The following is a 15,589-nucleotide window of genomic DNA, read 5'->3' on the forward strand; positions in this document are numbered from 1 at the left end:
GTTTTCTTTTATAGCTATGATAAAAACCCTCTTCCTCGGACTCTTTGCAATGTTGTCAACAATGGCTTGTACGCATAAATCCATATCACCCTCAAAAGTTATCCACAATCAGAACAAGGTATGTGGAAAAGTCACTTGGGTATCTGGCAATCAAATGCCGTCGCCCGACCGCCCTCCTCGTATTCCAAAAGGTATTCAACGAGAGGTATTGGTTTATGAGCTTACCAATCTCAGACAAGTAACACAGGTCAATGGCTTTTACTCAAATATCAAAAACAAACTGATTATCAGCACGTTAACAGATAAAAATGGAGATTTTTGTCTAGAATTACCAGAAGGAAAGTATTCAATCATGGTACGTGAAGAGGGAAAAGGTCTGTGGGCAAATATCTTTGATGGCGAAGAAAACATTTTTCCTTTTGAGGTAAAAAAAGAGAAAAACGAGCCAATCAATTTTGTGATTAACTATCAGGCAGCCTATTAATAGCAACAAAAAAGTGTGGATAAGTGAGTTATTAACATCACTTATCCACACTTTTTTGTCAATTTATTCTTTGGCAAAATTAAAATTATTTATTCTTTTCTTTTGCCCAAGCATCTTTCAAACCAACGGTTCTATTGAAAACTAATTTATCTTCAGTAGAATCTTTGTCTAAACAATAATACCCTTTACGGATAAATTGATAGTTCTTTCCTAACTCAGCTTCTTTTAGGCTTGGCTCCACTAATACATGATCCAAGATAGTTAATGAATCTGGATTAATGAATTTCTTGAAGTCATCCCCTACTTGTGAAGCATCTTCCAATATCAACAAACGGTCGTAAATACGTACCTCTGCTGGTACCGCATGCTGTGCAGACACCCAGTGAATTGTTCCTTTTACATGAATACCAGAGGTATCTGAACCCGAGCGACTTTCTGGAATATAAGTACAGTGTATTTCGGTAATATTTCCGAATTCATCTTTTACAAAATCTTCACATTTTACAATGTATGCACCTTTCAAGCGAACCATTAGGCCAGGTCCCAAACGGAAGAATTTCTTTGGAGGAACTTCCATGAAGTCTTCACGTTCGATATATACTTCACGACAAAATGGTACATCACGATGACCACTGTTGGTATCTTCTGGGTTATTTTCAACCTGAAGCATTTCAACTTGTCCTTCTGCATAATTGGTAATCACTAACTTGATTGGGTCAAGCACTGCCATTACACGTGTTGCTACTTTGTTCAAGTCCTCACGAACACAGAACTCTAATACTCCAACATCAATGAGATTATCGCGTTTGGCTACCCCAATTTTATCACAGAAATTACGAATCGAAGCAGGCGTATATCCACGACGACGCAAACCCGAAAGAGTTGGCATACGTGGATCGTCCCAGCCAGAAACCGTTTTTTCTTTCACTAATTGCAACAAACGTCTTTTACTCATTACTGTATGAGTAAGATTCAAGCGAGCAAACTCGTATTGATGAGAAGGGAAAGTATCTAATTTTTCGATAAACCAATCATACAACGGGCGGTGCACATCAAACTCCAAAGTACAAATCGAGTGAGTAATTTTCTCAATCGAATCTGATTGCCCGTGAGCAAAGTCATACATTGGATAAATACACCATTTGTCGCCAGTACGGTGGTGTTTTGCTTTTTTGATACGGTACATCAACGGGTCACGCATGTGCATATTAGGATGCGCCATATCAACTTTGGCACGAAGCACTTTGGCACCGTCTTCAAATTCACCGTTTTTCATACGCTCAAATAAGTCGAGGTTTTCCTCAACCGAACGATAGCGATAAGGACTTTCTTCACCAGGAAGGTTAGGATTTCCTTTTTGAGCAGCAATCTGTTCAGATGTTTGGTCGTCTACATACGCCAATCCTTTTTTGATTAGCTGTACTGCAAGCTCATATAACTGGTCGAAATAGTCAGAAGCATATAGCTCATTTTCCCAATCAAAACCTAACCAACGCACATCAGCCTTGATAGACTCTACATACTCTGTATCTTCTGTTACAGGGTTGGTATCATCAAAGCGAAGGTTTGTTTTTCCACCAAACTTGTCGGCCAAACCAAAGTTCAAGCAAATAGATTTGGCATGACCAATGTGCAAATAACCGTTAGGCTCGGGAGGGAAACGAGTGTGTACACGACCACCATTTTTTCCTGATGTAATATCTTCCTCAACGATTTGTTCGAGAAAATTAGCGGGAATTCGCTCTTGTGATTTTTCTTTTTCTTCTGTCATAATACCAAATAATCAAAACGTTGATAGCCCCAAAGGACTACCTATTTTTAGTAAGAATACCGTGTAATTTTAGTTGATGGATATAGATGCAAGCATCATGCGATAGGCAAGATTAGAAATATACAATTTTGAAGAAATCCTCAACCTGCCAATCTTTGTCTCTGTAAGCTTTCTTTTTACTTACACTTCCATGCTGAGTTTGCTTTATAAATCTGTAACAAATCATTTTGAAAAGGACAAATACCCCGTTGAATAAATTTGTATTAAATACGAATTTACACATTTTTATGAAATGGGAGAAACAAAAATCACATTCCTCGAATAATCCTGTCGAGTGATGAATTCCTGCCAACAATTCTGCCTGTGAGAAGTTATGAATGATATGCTCAAACGCCAACGCGTTTCTGCAAGTCATTTAAGTGTTTTTTAACATTATCAATTTCATGAAAAAAATCATATTAAGCGAACAAGACATAGACCGTATAATTGAGATGGCATGGGAAGATCGTACGCCTTTTGATGCCATTTTAGAGCAATTTGGACTAAAAGAACAAGAGGTAATAGAGTTAATGCGAAAAGAAATGAAACGTTCCTCTTGGAAAATGTGGAGAGAGCGTGTACAAGGTCGAGCCACCAAACATCGTGTCAAAAGTACAATTTTAAAGGGGCGCTTTAAATGTGATTTACAAAGGAGTATATCGATGAACAAAATTTCGAAAAGAAAGTAATTTTATGGACAAAATTGCGTTTAACTGCTTCTATATCAAATACACTCATTTCGTTTGAGCAAAATATTATAGGTTTTTCAATAAGATTATACCGTTTAATAGAAATTTTATTTTACAAAATTCCTTTTCTGTAAAATTTCTTAGAAATTTACCAGAAAGTCTGTAACTTTGCTTTCTATTTCTTCTCCTTACTGAGAAACAGACTCAAATCAGAAGTAAAAGATTTTGAACGGCTTAGATTGTACTGTCGAGCAATCTAGTAAAAATTCAAAATTTATCCATACTAAACTCCTAATAAGATGAGTGCAATTAAACTAGACCAGATAGACCATAAGGTTCTGGAAATTCTTCAACAGAACGCCAAAATTACTAACGCCCAACTTTCAAAAGAAATTGGTCTTTCGCCAGCGCCTACCCTCGAACGTGTAAAAAAATTAGAAACATCTGGCATTATTCAAAGTTATCATGCTCAATTAAATAGAGATAAAGTTGGCTTGGGAGTTACAACTTTTGTTACAGTTTCATTGACAGGGCACAAAAAACAAGTTACTGAATCATTCGTACATCAGATCAATGATATTCCAGAGGTTATCGAATGCCATCACGTAACAGGATCGGGTGACTTTTTATTGAAAATTATTGCTAAAGATATTTCTTCATACCAAAAGTTGATGCTTGAAAAAATCAATGAAATAGAAGAAGTTGCTGGCACCCAAACGATGGTAATTCTTTCTACTTTCAAAGAAAGTAAGGTGTTGCCTATACCTTGAAAAACTTCTTCATAACAGTCATACAAAAAGCGCGAACCCTTCGAGAAAGGCTCGCGCTTTTTGTTATTACACGCTTTAGGTATAAAGCCGTAGGCATTCAGCACTCTCAATTCAGTATTTATACTTACTCTACTATCGTGTAATAGCTAAAATCGAGTGCATCGAAGGTATTGAGCAATGTTGAGATAAATTCAGAATTGTTAAGCGAAAAATTCAGGAGATTTTCGACACGTTCTTGCGAACTACCATTAGGAAATAGTTTGTGTTTGAGCCCCAACAACTGATTTACTTCTGTTTCATGATTACGCTCTTCGGCTTTTTTCAAGCGTTTTTCTAAATGGTCAAGGCTATTCAAGAGCTTTTGTTGCTCACCTTTAACAGCTCCTTCCAAAGTTTTGTCGATTTTGATAGCTTTGGCGAGTATTTCTTCAAAAATCACTGAAAATGTCTTTCCTTCTTCTGCTAAACTCAAAGAGTTTTCCGAATGCTTTTCAACAAAGTTTTTACGTAACGTTATTTCATCTTGAAATAATTCATCGATAGATAAATCTAATTTTTCTATTTTTTTGGTCGATGCCTTATTAACAACCAGAGCAAAATTGCGTGGCATCAAGATAGGAAATGTTACACCATAATAATCAAAAGCACCTTTCAATTGTAGCCAATAAGGTACTTCGGATGGGCCACCGATATAGGCTAGATTTGGTAAAATAACCTCTTCATATACAGGGCGCAACACTACGTTTGGACTAAAATGTTCTGGTTGAGATTCGAGTAAAGCAAGTATTTCTTCTTCAGAAAACTGAAGCTCTGTATTCAATACTTTATAAATACCCTCTTCTTTTACGATACGCTCACGAACGCCGTTAGACAAATAGAAGAAGTTGATTTCGCGAGGGGCAATTTGGGTTTTATATCCTAAACTTTCGAGCGTATGAGAGGTTGCCTGTACTTTAGCAAAAGCCGAATGATTCAATAAATCATCTTTGATAATTGGGGAGAACAAAGTCTTTAACTGGCGGTCATCTGCATCTATACAAATCAATCCTTCTGCACCAAATAGCTCTTGAATATAACATCGTACAGCATCGCTTAAGGTTTCTTTTTCAAGATAAGCGCTTTTAAATACCTCTGGACAGTCAGTAAACTCATTGATTAGTGCTTCAAGCTCTTTAGGATTCATTCTTCCTACCGCTCCTTTTTGTTCGGTATTCCATTCGTATTTTTTCCCAAACAACGAAAAATGGTTGATTTCCGCAAAATCATGGTCTTCAGTAGCCATCCAATATACAGGCACAAAGTTGTAGTCAGGATATGCTTTCTTCAATGATTTAGCCAAATTGATAACCGTAATCATCTTATAAACCACATAAAGAGGCCCTGTAAAGATATTCAGCTGATGTCCAGTTGTAACGGTAAAGGTATTAGGTTGTGCAAGAATATCTAAATCTGGCTGAATTGTTAGGTTTTGGTATTGTTGTTTTAATACCTCTACAAGTACTTTTCTGTTTTCGTCAGAAAAAGATTTTTGTTCTATTTGCTTCGCAAAACCCTCCAAATTAGGAAAGTTACCAGAATACTCGGCCAAAGCAGAAGCTTGGTCCATATAATCAAGAAAGAGCGCTGAAAATTGATTGGTTTGTCTTAAAGGTAGTCTATGTACTTGCATAATGAGCGATGCCCCATCGGGCTTTTCTATAAATATCTTCTAATGGTTGATTGAATGGAGTATTGTCTTGGATAGAAAACAAAACCTAACTTCATACTAACGCAAGGTTTGTGGAGTTCGTTCTTTTAAAGTTTGATGTTTTTCTGAACACCACCAAATTATCGACCAATAACATATTAAAAACCTTGAAATGAATTATTTCAGTCCTTACTGATCTATATATATTGAGTATATTTGTATAACACTTGTTGAAAAACCGCCCTCTTCAAGCCGATTGCCCGCAACATAGCCAATGTCCTTCAAAAAGGAATAGGCACAAAATTTGCTTGTTTTTCCTTACGCTAATACATACGCAATCCTCGTCATGCAAAAATTTATACTTTTCTTGATAGCAAGTTTATTTTGCTATAACCTAAGTGCCCAACAAAACCCTCAATACAGTCAATATATGATGAATACCTATCTGATCAACCCCGCAGTGGTAGGTATTGAAGATTATACCGATATAAAGGTCGGCTATCGCAATCAGTGGACAAATTTTGAGGGTGCACCCACAACATACTATCTAACAGCACATTTTGCGCTAGATAAGCCCGACCGTACCAGTACTGGTCCAACACCCTACATCAGCAAAACCATTCGTCGTCCTATTACACCCTCACGCCAATATAGTGGTAAGCCACGTGTGCCAGGGCATCAGGGCGTAGGTATTTCGCTAATATCTGACAATATGGGTCCTAGCTCACAAATAAGTCTTTTGGGAAGTTATGCCTATCATATTCCTGTAACAGGGCATTCAAAATTAGCGATTGGAGCATCAGGTGGGGTGACACAATATACTTTAGATTTTTCTAATTTACAGGTAAAAGTAAATCCCGATCCTGCAATTATGGGAGGTGGCAAAATTACGGCAATTCAACCCACTATCAACGTAGGGGCGTGGTATTATTCGATGAATTACTATATCGGGATATCTGCCAATCAACTACTTTTTGAAAACTATAACCTCAAACCTACTGGCGATAACTCTTCTACTTATTCTTGGGTAGGTAGCGTTTTTCCTCACTATTTTCTTTCGGCTGGTTATAGATTCGATGCTACTGACTATTGGACGGTGATGCCTTCGGTATTGGTCAAAAAAGTTAATTTAGCTCCTGTGACTTATGACGTAAACCTAAAAGCTATGTATGACAATCGTTTTTGGATTGGTGCATCTTATCGCAACAAAGATGCTTTTGTAGGTTTGGTAGGCTTTAATATTAGTTCTCTTTTGAATATTGGTTATTCGTATGACTTTACTTTATCTGACATCAATCAACGCTCTAGAGGCTCACATGAGATTGTGATTGGGGTTATGCTAAATAATAGGCATAAAATCCTTTGTCCTCAAAATTTATGGTAACAAGATGGCTTGCTTAATATTGTAAAAAGGCAAGCCATTTTCTTTTTGTCAAATATCCTAAATTCTCATCTTCTCGATAGGCTTCTCTTTCAAATATTATTTGATGATATGCCTGATTATGGGTCATTCCCTTCAATCGATTCACACCATAATTAATCAGATACCATAGGTAAAAAAATACAATTCCTAATTCGACTTGTTGGCGCAGATGAATTCTTTCGTGATTGACCAATATCTTGGAAGGATTGCCTTTTTGAACCAATATAAAAGGAAAAAGTGCCATACCTGACACTTGCAGATAAGGCACTATTAACAATATATATCCTTGTCTTAAATGAAAACTAATAGCCGTTTTAGGAGAAGACATGGTAAATTGGATTGAGCATATTAGGTGAATACTCAAATTTTATATTAAGAATATTTCTTATTGATTGCCTCATATTTACTAATGGGCACAGGCGACTTAAATTGCGGTTCTTGCACCTCTGGGCGTACCCAATCCAAATGCCCTTTTATCCACGCATAAGCCAAGCCTAATATTAAAATTCCTACAAAAATAAACATTTCGACTATGGCAAACCACCCCCACAGCCCATCTGTAGAATTGTTTAGCGTTTCGTTTCCAAAAACCGTTGCCCACGGAAATAAGAAAACTAATTCTAAATCAAATAGCACAAACAACAACGCAATCACATAAAAACGAATGTTAAAACGGACGTTGGCATTACCATCAGGTTCTTCTCCAGACTCGTAAGTAGTCAGCTTTTCAACATTCGGACGATTGGGTCTTAATAGTTTTGCCACAAAAAGAATCACTGCTGTAAACACTATCGCAGTGATAATAAACAATAAAATATAGCCAAATTCACTAAGCATCTTATAACAAATTAGAAAAGCAATTGAAACACATTAGGACTAACAAACAGTATCTGTGGTATGCCGAAAGCCTAAGGCTCAATGCTTTTTTATGACTTATTCCTTATATTAAAATAACCTTTGACAACAGTAAAAGTTGTGATTACCAAGAAAAACAAAATGACATAATGTACATAATTGATAATCCAAGGAAACTCGATACCAAACCAATAACCCCCTCCTACTAACGAGACTACCCAAACGGCTCCGCCAACGATATTAAGGAAAAGATACTTGGGATAATTCATCTTACTAATACCTGCCAAAATCGGTGCAAAGGTACGGATATATGGTAAGAATCTACTGATAATTAAGGCTTGGCTGCCGTATTTTTCAAAGAAATCCTTTGTGGCATCCAAGTGTTTTCTTTTAAAGTACCAAGTGTCAGGTCGATGTTCTAAGGTAGTCCCAAAATATCTACCAAACAAAAAACCCGTTAGCGAGCCTATTACTGCCGCCAAAAACAAGTATAAAATCACAGTTGTAATAGGATAAAGCAAAAGTTTGCTTCCTACAAAAATACCTGTCAAAAATAGAAGGTAATCGCCTGGTAGAAAAAAAGCGAAAAATAGGCCATTTTCAGCATATACTACAAAAGTAATAGCAAAGAGTCCTGCATTAATAATCTCTTTTGAATCGGAGAGATATTTAATTATTTGAGTTATATCCATGGATAATTCTTACAACAAGCCTACACAACACTTAAAATCCAGTTTCTGCTATTGATTAGCTAGTTCAATAGCCTCGACAAATTAGACTTATTTTTACAATTTTTCGTTGTGTATGGATTAAAACTTCATTAGGAAATATTCAATCCATGCCCTAGTTTTTATGTTCGAGGTTTACTTTCTTTCGAAAACAATTTTCCCATCAAAAATAGTCATTAATACCTGTACATTTTTTATTTTTTCAGGTTGAATTGTTAAAATATCCTCTGAAAGTACCACCATATCAGCTAGTTTACCGACTTCTATACTTCCTTTTACATTTTCCTCAAAAGCCGCATACGCATTATTGATAGTATAGGCTTTGATAGCCTCTTGCACAGATATTTTCTGTTTCGGTATCCAACCCATCGGATTGGCTCCATCTACTGTTTGGCGGGTTACAGCGGCATATATCCCCAAAATAGCATTGAGCGGCGCCACTGACCAATCTGAGCCCATACAGAGTTTTACACCAGCTTCTAAAAATGACTTGTATGGATGCGTATAATTCACTCGGTCTCCGATACGCTTAGCAGCCCAAACGCCATCGTCGATACAGTGATAAGGCTGTACAGAAGCAATAACACCCAATTTGGCAAAGGCTTGAATATCTTCAAATCTCACATGCTGTGCGTGCTCTATACGGAAACGACGATCCCATTTAGGATTTTCCTGTGTAATTTTTTCAAAAAGCTTTAACATTAAATAATTAGCAGAATCCCCAATAGCATGAATAGAAAGCTGCAAATGGTTTTTATCGGCGTCTACAGCCCATTTAGTCAAGCTCCCATTAATGATAATGTCTGAAGCCAAACCTTTGGTATTGGGGTTTTGTGTATAGGGCTTAAACATCAAAGCTGTACTAGAACCTAAAGAACCATCCGCATACGCCTTGAGCGAGCCTAATTTAATTTTATCAGAACCAAATCCTGCTTGAATACCAGTATTTACCAAGTTTTGATAAGTACTAATTGGCAATCTTGTATAAAAACGACATGTGAGTTTACCTGCTTTTTCCAAGTCTTGATAGGCAATCAAATCTGGTTGAAAAGTAATATCATGAACAGAAGTAATACCGTTTTCTCGTGCTTCTTGGAGTGCTCTTTCTACAAATTTTATTTTTTGCGCTGCATTTGCCGCTGGAATAATTTTATAAATCAAAGGCATAGCGGCGTCTTTTAGCACACCTGTCGGTTCGCCAGTCTTGGGATCTTTAACTATTTCTCCTCCATCAGGAGAGGGAGTATCCTTGGTAATACCCGCTAAGGCCAAGGCTTTTGAATTGGCCAAGCCCATGTGCCCATCAAAGCGATCAACAAAAATGGGGGTATCCTGCGAAAACTCATCTATCATTTCTTTGGTAGGTAATTCTTTTACTTCCCAAGATTCATGATCCCAATTGCCAGAAGTTATCCACTCTCCACGATGGTTATCCACATACTTTTTCAAAATACTTTTAAATTCAGCGATGGTTTTGGCTCCTCTCAAATCTACTCCCAACAGATACATGCCTCCATCGGCAAAATGAGTGTGATTATCGATAAGCCCAGGAAGCATCAGCTTTCCTTTCAAATCCACCATCTTAGTGCGGCTATCTGACCATACGGCACGAGCCTCGGGACTAGAACCTACAAATAGTATTTTGCCATTTTCGACAACTACCGCTTCTGCAACTGAGTTTTTGGCATCAACAGTATAAACTTTTCCATTATAAAAGCAGGTTTTTTGAGCCTGCAAAATCAATATGTTTAATAGTATAAAAGTAAATGTGAGTAATGTCTTTTTCATATAATGGTAGTAAAGGTTTGCTGACTTTGAATAATTTTAGATAAAGTTAAACAAAAAAAAGTGCCACAATACAAATTGTGGCACTGGAATATATAGTAATGCTTTTATAATGAAAGAATTATGAAGACTACATCATTTCTGATAACTCTAGCCAACGAAGTTCTTTTTCATCAAGTTGGTCTGTAATTTGTTCTATTTCATTAGCCCAAGCAGCCAATTCTTCGTATGAGCCTCCAGCATTGAGCTTTTCGGTTAACTCTGTTTTTCGTTTTCCTAGTTTAGTCATTTCTTCTTCCAAAGAATCATACTCTTTTTGTTCTTTGTAAGAAAGTTTCTTTTTGGCAGAAGTAGCAACAGAAGCTTCTTGAGCAACTGGAGCAATTGGTTCTTCTGCTTTCTTGGGTGACGATTTAGTCTGAGCTTCTTGTTTATCTAACTCATCTTTCCATTCACGATAATCGGTATAGTTACCAGGGAAATCACGAATTTGTCCTTCTCCTTCAAATACAAAAAGGTGTTCTACCAATTTGTCCATAAAGTAACGGTCGTGAGATACCAATAATAAACACCCTCCAAACTCCATTAAGAAGTCCTCCAAAATATTCAAAGTCTGAATATCCAAGTCATTGGTAGGTTCATCTAGAATCAAGAAGTTAGGATTTTTAATCAATACTCGCATCAAAGCCAAACGGCGTTTTTCGCCCCCAGATAGCTTCTCAACAAGCGTATATTGTACTTTAGGTTCAAACTTAAAGTGCGTCAAAAATTGACTTGCTGTAATACTCTGTCCATTTCCTAAGGTAACATATTCGGCGATTTCGGTTACAATATCAATAACTCTTTGCCCATCTCTATATTCTAAATCACCTTGCTGATAGTAACCATAAACAACCGTTTCGCCAGTAGTAATATTTCCAGAATCAGGCTTCAAATTTTGGGTAATCATATTCAAAAATGTCGATTTCCCAGCTCCGTTTTTTCCAATGATACCAATTCTATCTTTTTTCTTGAAGACATAAGAAAAATTAGCAACGATTTTTTGTTCGCCAAAACTTTTTGACAAATCATCAATTTCTAAAATCTTACTTCCTTGACGAGCCATTTTTACATTTAACTGTACTTTAGAATCGTCCTTAGTCTGCGATGCTTTATCTTTCAAATCGTAAAAAGCATCGACACGGTATTGTGCTTTCGTACCACGTGCTTTAGGTTGGCGACGCATCCACTCAAGCTCGGTACGAAGCAAATTTTTAGCTTTATCGATACTTGCCGCTTCCATGGCTTCACGTTCCGCTTTTTTCTCTAAGAAATACCCATAGTTCCCTTTGTAAGGATAAGTTTTGCCATTATCTAGCTCGACAATATTATTACAAACTCTATCCAAGAAATAACGGTCGTGGGTTACCAGTAGCAAGGTTACATTTTGGGAAGAAAGAGTTTGCTCCAACCACTCGATTGTTTCTAAGTCAAGGTGGTTGGTCGGTTCATCCATAATGATTAAATCTGGCTCCTCAATCAAAATTTTGGCCATAGCTACACGCTTACGTTGACCACCCGACAATGACGTAATAGGCTTATCTAGGTCGTGAATTCCCAATTTTCCCAAAACCTGTTCTACACGACTTTCATAGTCCCATGCTTGGTATTTTTCCATCAACTCAAGTGCTCTTGTTAGCTCATCATCATTGTGATGTAGCATGGCATTCTCATAAGCCTTGATTGCTTGTACAGTCGGTGAGTCTCCGTCAAAAAGGGAGTCCATAACCGATAAAGATTCATTAAATACAGGATTTTGTGAAAGATAACCCACAGTAATCCCTTTACGAATACTAATGGTACCTTCATCGGCAGGAATAACCCCTGCCAAGACATTCATCAAGGTAGTCTTTCCTGAGCCATTTTGGCCTACAAGGGCTACTTTATCGCCTTTGAGGATACCGAAGTTGATACCTTTAAAAAGCCAACGCTCATTAAAGTTTTTAGAAATATTTTCTGCTGATAGATAATTCATTATGTTGAGCAATAGGCTTAAGCCTAGTTTAGCAAAATTTGGTGCAAAATTACGTAAAAAAAGCCGTATCGTTGAGATACGGCCCTAAAACTATTCGGTTGAACTTGTGATACCCTTGGGGGATTTGACAGTATATTGAAAGGTCAATTTCTTTTGTTGCATGGCAGCGAGGTTTAATCGCCAAGTAATTTTTCCTGAATCATTGTCAACTCCTGCCTCAGGAGCGAGCTTATCATATATTTCTATTTCTTTCAACCGCGTTACAGGGAATTGATCTTCTACTAAAATATTGATAGAATACTTTTTCGTATTTTTCAACTCAATTTCATAGCTTACATAATCGACTTTACTATTACTTAAAAATTGTTTTTTCTGTAATTCCTTTTGTTTTTTACGAGTAGCAATTACATTTTTATCTCTTCCTAAAGCAAAAACAAGTGAATCATTTTGTTTTAATACCAGCTCACTTTTGCCCACATAGGTGCCCTCTAAATAAAGATTGACCTCACCAGCTACCAAGTTATATTTTTCCCAATCTTGTACTTTCGCTTGTAAAAAAACGTCTGTATCTATCTTAGGGATAACTTTATATTCATAAAAAGCAGGAATATCTTCTTCTTTCAAGTCGATGGTATGAGTTTCTGCATCCGAAGGAATGGTTGTTGGCGAAATAACATCAAAACTCAAGCTCGTAGGAGCTTCACTTTCTTCTATATTAGTTAGTACTGGAGCATCTTTACTTTTTCTTTCAACTGTTGCTATACCACCTGTGATAGTTTGCTTTTGTTGCCTACCATAGCCAGCCACCACTACTTCATTTAATTCATTATACTCTGCTTGTAATCTAACATCTAGTTTATTACCATAAACTCTTTGACGTTGAGTTTTATAACCAATATAAGAATATATTAACTCTATACCTTTCTTTTGTAAATTCAAGGGAATCGCCAAGCGATAGTTTCCGTTAGCATCTGTAGCTGTTCCAAAGTTTGTACCAGCTAACAAGATAGATACTGCTGGTAGGCCATTTTGAGTTGCGAAGTCTTTCACTGAACCTTTTACTTCAGTCAAATCTTCTGAATTACTCTCTACAGAATTATAATATGACGAATAGTCATTAGCTTCTCCCCAAAACCATTTTTGCAATTCAGGAGGTGTAGCATTCTTCTTAGGATTAGCCGTTGAAAACCGTAACTTCACAGCTTTCCAATCTTCCCCCGAATATTGGTACACATAAGCTTTGTAAGCTAATCTTAAAGGCTTTAGTACATTTTCGACACGCACATCATAAGTTGGAATCCAGCCTGCTTCTTTGACATAATATGAGATATTGAAAACCATGTCAGATAAAGCTTCCTTAGTCTCTACTACTGCCACTACTTCTGATGAATTAGTTGTTTGTTTTTCAGTCAAATCGGTAAGCTCCTGATTATGTCTCTTTTTTTCACTTTCTAAAGCTTCTATGCTCCTTTCTATTTCCAATTGTTTATTTAGGACTTCAGTCATACGTTGTCGTTGGAAATCGACTAAAAGCTTCAATTCTTCCACTTTAGTAGTTGAGGATGTACCAATGGTTTGATTCTTTACAAGTAAATCTTCCTCTCTTTTATAAACTGTTAGTATTGCTTTGAAATTTTTGATTTTCGCATCAATAGCTGTTTTTTGATCTTCATGCTTTTTTATTTCCTCTTGTTTTTCTTTTTTTGAGTCATTTAATCGGTGATTTATTTCCAGAATTTTCACTCTTGTATCTACGCTTATTTGCAAGCTTTTGACATCTAAAGTTGCACCAAGCCCTGTAAAAACTATTTCAGTTTTTCCTATTGGTAAATCCATTTTAGATTTTCTGATAACTTGAGCTCCATCGGGATATACAGTAACAGCCTCAATCCTAGAAGGGGCTGACTGATTGGCCAAGATTGGTGTAAACCATAGTCCATGTAGAAATATAAAAAGTATCTTAATCATAGATGATGTGATGATTGTTAGAATTTAGGTATAATTGAGGTTTTACTTATTTGCAGTGTAGGTATAAAAATAATCATTAAATCTTCAAAGGCAATTCTAGAATCCATTTATCAAATAAAATATTAATTCCTAAATTCCTCTTTGATGGATAAATCGTTGCGCAATAAATTTATATTTTATCCCAACACTTAGACTTACCCAGCCATCATTTGCCGTATTGCTATATGAATTCGGTCCTTCCACAAAATAAGGGTCTGTTAAATTATATGGAGTTGTTCCATCAAATTTATCTGTACTAATCCAATTTATGCCTAATGAAGCATTCAAATAAAATCTAGGAAGTAATTTGTAATCACATGAAAAGGTTAACGGGACAAAAACTTCTCTTGTGTAATATATGCCAGAAGTTCCAGACCCAGCACCATATTGTTGAAATAGAGGTGTATGACGGCTGGTACTATTTGAGGTAGTTCTCAATTCTTGACTCCCATTGTACACATCAGTATGAAATCGCAATAATCCTATACCTAGCGATATATAGCATTTGAACTGACGTTCTTGCTCTCGAGCGAATAGGGCTGTTAAATTTATCACAGGCGCTATTGACACTCCCCAATAATTATTTCGAGCATAGGCATGATATTCTGCACTATTTTGACTCTGTGCTGTTCCAGACATTACAGTTAATCGTCCAGATAATTTAGGAGAAAAACCTTTTTCTAATGATAAATTATAAATGGTAGGGAAATCTTGAATACCATGAAGTTCTCCAACAATATATGGAATACCAGCAGTTGCTGTTAAAGAATAGCCATCTAAATAGCTATATCGAGGAGTATATCGTTTTTGAGCTAACGATATTTGTGAAGCTACAGATAATAGTAGCAACAATGAGAAAAGAGCTGTTCTCATATTTTAAGGGTAGAAAATACTTACATGATTTATTTTGAGTAAAAGTATAGATAATATTTTATAATAAATAAAGTGTAAAGAAAAACTTTACATTCCTTAAATCTCAAACTAGAAAAATGGCATAGAGATAATATGTTAAAGCTTTTACTTTTCCACAGTTAGTAACTACGCATAGTTTGCCATCACAACAACAGTACTGAGTCTTGTAAACCCCCAAAGCCACTCTATCGAGGTGGCTTTGGGGGTTGTTTGTAATATTTTGGAGCTTTTCACATTCCCGTATGTAGTTGTGGCGCACGGCTTGATGCTCTTATTTTGCATTATTCTCAACGATACTGAGCCTTGTAAAACGCAAAAAGCCACTCTTTTGGAGTGGCTTATCTACTTTGTAATATTTTGGAGCTTTTTTACTTTCCCGCATTTGATTGCAGTATCATCAACGGTACTGGGCTTAACTACTCTGT

15 protein-coding genes are annotated in these 15,589 nt (G+C 36.5%); 5 read left to right on the top strand and 10 right to left on the bottom strand.

Annotated elements, in window-relative coordinates:
• Positions 1-16 precede the first annotated feature (16 nt).
• A complete protein-coding gene (locus QM491_RS13665) occupies positions 17-484 on the top strand; it encodes a hypothetical protein (RefSeq protein WP_283328042.1) in 468 nt (155 codons plus the stop codon).
• Between the two features lie 85 nt (positions 485-569).
• Here QM491_RS13665 and QM491_RS13670 read toward each other — a convergent pair whose 3' ends face one another.
• Positions 570-2,255: a glutamine--tRNA ligase/YqeY domain fusion protein gene (locus QM491_RS13670; RefSeq protein WP_283328043.1), complete on the bottom strand. Its 1,686-nt coding sequence runs from the start codon at positions 2,253-2,255 to the stop codon at positions 570-572.
• A gap of 112 nt (positions 2,256-2,367) precedes the next feature.
• Positions 2,368-2,670 (bottom strand): hypothetical protein, encoded by a 303-nt coding sequence (locus QM491_RS13675; protein WP_283328044.1) that lies wholly within the window; start codon positions 2,668-2,670, stop codon positions 2,368-2,370.
• Positions 2,671-2,698: 28 nt separating this feature from the next.
• On the opposite strand from QM491_RS13675, the gene QM491_RS13680 reads away from it, so the two are divergent.
• Positions 2,699-2,983: a TIGR03643 family protein gene (locus tag QM491_RS13680; protein ID WP_283328045.1), complete on the top strand. Its 285-nt coding sequence runs from the start codon at positions 2,699-2,701 to the stop codon at positions 2,981-2,983.
• A 299-nt stretch (positions 2,984-3,282) separates the two neighbouring features.
• Positions 3,283-3,753 (top strand): Lrp/AsnC family transcriptional regulator, encoded by a 471-nt coding sequence (locus QM491_RS13685; RefSeq protein ID WP_095161194.1) that lies wholly within the window; start codon positions 3,283-3,285, stop codon positions 3,751-3,753.
• Between the two features lie 124 nt (positions 3,754-3,877).
• On the opposite strand, the gene bshC is transcribed toward QM491_RS13685, so the two are convergent.
• On the bottom strand, positions 3,878-5,422 hold the full coding sequence (gene bshC / locus QM491_RS13690; RefSeq protein ID WP_283328046.1) for a bacillithiol biosynthesis cysteine-adding enzyme BshC: 1,545 nt from the start codon (positions 5,420-5,422) through the stop codon (positions 3,878-3,880).
• A 364-nt stretch (positions 5,423-5,786) separates the two neighbouring features.
• Between bshC and QM491_RS13695 the strand changes: the two genes are divergently transcribed.
• Complete coding sequence (locus QM491_RS13695; RefSeq protein ID WP_283328047.1) at positions 5,787-6,824, top strand: PorP/SprF family type IX secretion system membrane protein; 1,038 nt, start codon at positions 5,787-5,789, stop codon at positions 6,822-6,824.
• 13 nt (positions 6,825-6,837) lie between these two features.
• On the opposite strand, the gene QM491_RS13700 is transcribed toward QM491_RS13695, so the two are convergent.
• The 7 genes from QM491_RS13700 to QM491_RS13730 form a co-directional block, all read right to left on the bottom strand.
• Positions 6,838-7,191 (bottom strand): hypothetical protein, encoded by a 354-nt coding sequence (locus QM491_RS13700; protein ID WP_283328048.1) that lies wholly within the window; start codon positions 7,189-7,191, stop codon positions 6,838-6,840.
• A 44-nt stretch (positions 7,192-7,235) separates the two neighbouring features.
• Positions 7,236-7,700, bottom strand: coding sequence for an NADH-quinone oxidoreductase subunit A (locus tag QM491_RS13705; protein WP_283328049.1), 465 nt, complete (start codon positions 7,698-7,700; stop codon positions 7,236-7,238).
• 89 nt (positions 7,701-7,789) lie between these two features.
• The gene (locus QM491_RS13710; protein ID WP_283328050.1) at positions 7,790-8,410 is read right to left on the bottom strand and encodes a DedA family protein; all 621 of its coding nucleotides are present in this window, start codon (positions 8,408-8,410) and stop codon (positions 7,790-7,792) included.
• Positions 8,411-8,581: 171 nt separating this feature from the next.
• Positions 8,582-10,234: an amidohydrolase gene (locus tag QM491_RS13715; RefSeq protein ID WP_283328051.1), complete on the bottom strand. Its 1,653-nt coding sequence runs from the start codon at positions 10,232-10,234 to the stop codon at positions 8,582-8,584.
• Between the two features lie 127 nt (positions 10,235-10,361).
• Positions 10,362-12,245 carry an ABC-F family ATP-binding cassette domain-containing protein gene (locus tag QM491_RS13720; protein WP_283328052.1) on the bottom strand — a complete coding sequence of 628 codons (1,884 nt, stop codon included), beginning with the start codon at positions 12,243-12,245 and terminating at the stop codon, positions 10,362-10,364.
• A 90-nt stretch (positions 12,246-12,335) separates the two neighbouring features.
• Complete coding sequence (locus QM491_RS13725; RefSeq protein ID WP_283328053.1) at positions 12,336-14,213, bottom strand: mucoidy inhibitor MuiA family protein; 1,878 nt, start codon at positions 14,211-14,213, stop codon at positions 12,336-12,338.
• Positions 14,214-14,342: 129 nt separating this feature from the next.
• Positions 14,343-15,125, bottom strand: coding sequence for a hypothetical protein (locus tag QM491_RS13730; protein ID WP_283328054.1), 783 nt, complete (start codon positions 15,123-15,125; stop codon positions 14,343-14,345).
• Between the two features lie 259 nt (positions 15,126-15,384).
• Between QM491_RS13730 and QM491_RS13735 the strand changes: the two genes are divergently transcribed.
• A partial coding sequence (locus QM491_RS13735; RefSeq protein WP_283328055.1) for a hypothetical protein occupies positions 15,385-15,589 on the top strand: 205 nt, incomplete at its 3' end.

The sequence above is a fragment of the Flectobacillus longus genome, assembly GCF_030056705.1.
Lineage (GTDB): Bacteria > Bacteroidota > Bacteroidia > Cytophagales > Spirosomataceae > Flectobacillus > Flectobacillus longus.

Coding starts and splice junctions, on each gene's coding strand:
- QM491_RS13665 (WP_283328042.1), top strand. CDS start 17: ATGATAAAAACCCTCTTCCTCGGACTCTTTGCAATGTTGTCAACAATG.
- QM491_RS13670 (WP_283328043.1), bottom strand. CDS start 2,255: ATGACAGAAGAAAAAGAAAAATCACAAGAGCGAATTCCCGCTAATTTT.
- QM491_RS13675 (WP_283328044.1), bottom strand. CDS start 2,670: ATGACTTGCAGAAACGCGTTGGCGTTTGAGCATATCATTCATAACTTC.
- QM491_RS13680 (WP_283328045.1), top strand. CDS start 2,699: ATGAAAAAAATCATATTAAGCGAACAAGACATAGACCGTATAATTGAG.
- QM491_RS13685 (WP_095161194.1), top strand. CDS start 3,283: ATGAGTGCAATTAAACTAGACCAGATAGACCATAAGGTTCTGGAAATT.
- bshC (WP_283328046.1), bottom strand. CDS start 5,422: ATGCAAGTACATAGACTACCTTTAAGACAAACCAATCAATTTTCAGCG.
- QM491_RS13695 (WP_283328047.1), top strand. CDS start 5,787: ATGCAAAAATTTATACTTTTCTTGATAGCAAGTTTATTTTGCTATAAC.
- QM491_RS13700 (WP_283328048.1), bottom strand. CDS start 7,191: ATGTCTTCTCCTAAAACGGCTATTAGTTTTCATTTAAGACAAGGATAT.
- QM491_RS13705 (WP_283328049.1), bottom strand. CDS start 7,700: ATGCTTAGTGAATTTGGCTATATTTTATTGTTTATTATCACTGCGATA.
- QM491_RS13710 (WP_283328050.1), bottom strand. CDS start 8,410: ATGGATATAACTCAAATAATTAAATATCTCTCCGATTCAAAAGAGATT.
- QM491_RS13715 (WP_283328051.1), bottom strand. CDS start 10,234: ATGAAAAAGACATTACTCACATTTACTTTTATACTATTAAACATATTG.
- QM491_RS13720 (WP_283328052.1), bottom strand. CDS start 12,245: ATGAATTATCTATCAGCAGAAAATATTTCTAAAAACTTTAATGAGCGT.
- QM491_RS13725 (WP_283328053.1), bottom strand. CDS start 14,213: ATGATTAAGATACTTTTTATATTTCTACATGGACTATGGTTTACACCA.
- QM491_RS13730 (WP_283328054.1), bottom strand. CDS start 15,125: ATGAGAACAGCTCTTTTCTCATTGTTGCTACTATTATCTGTAGCTTCA.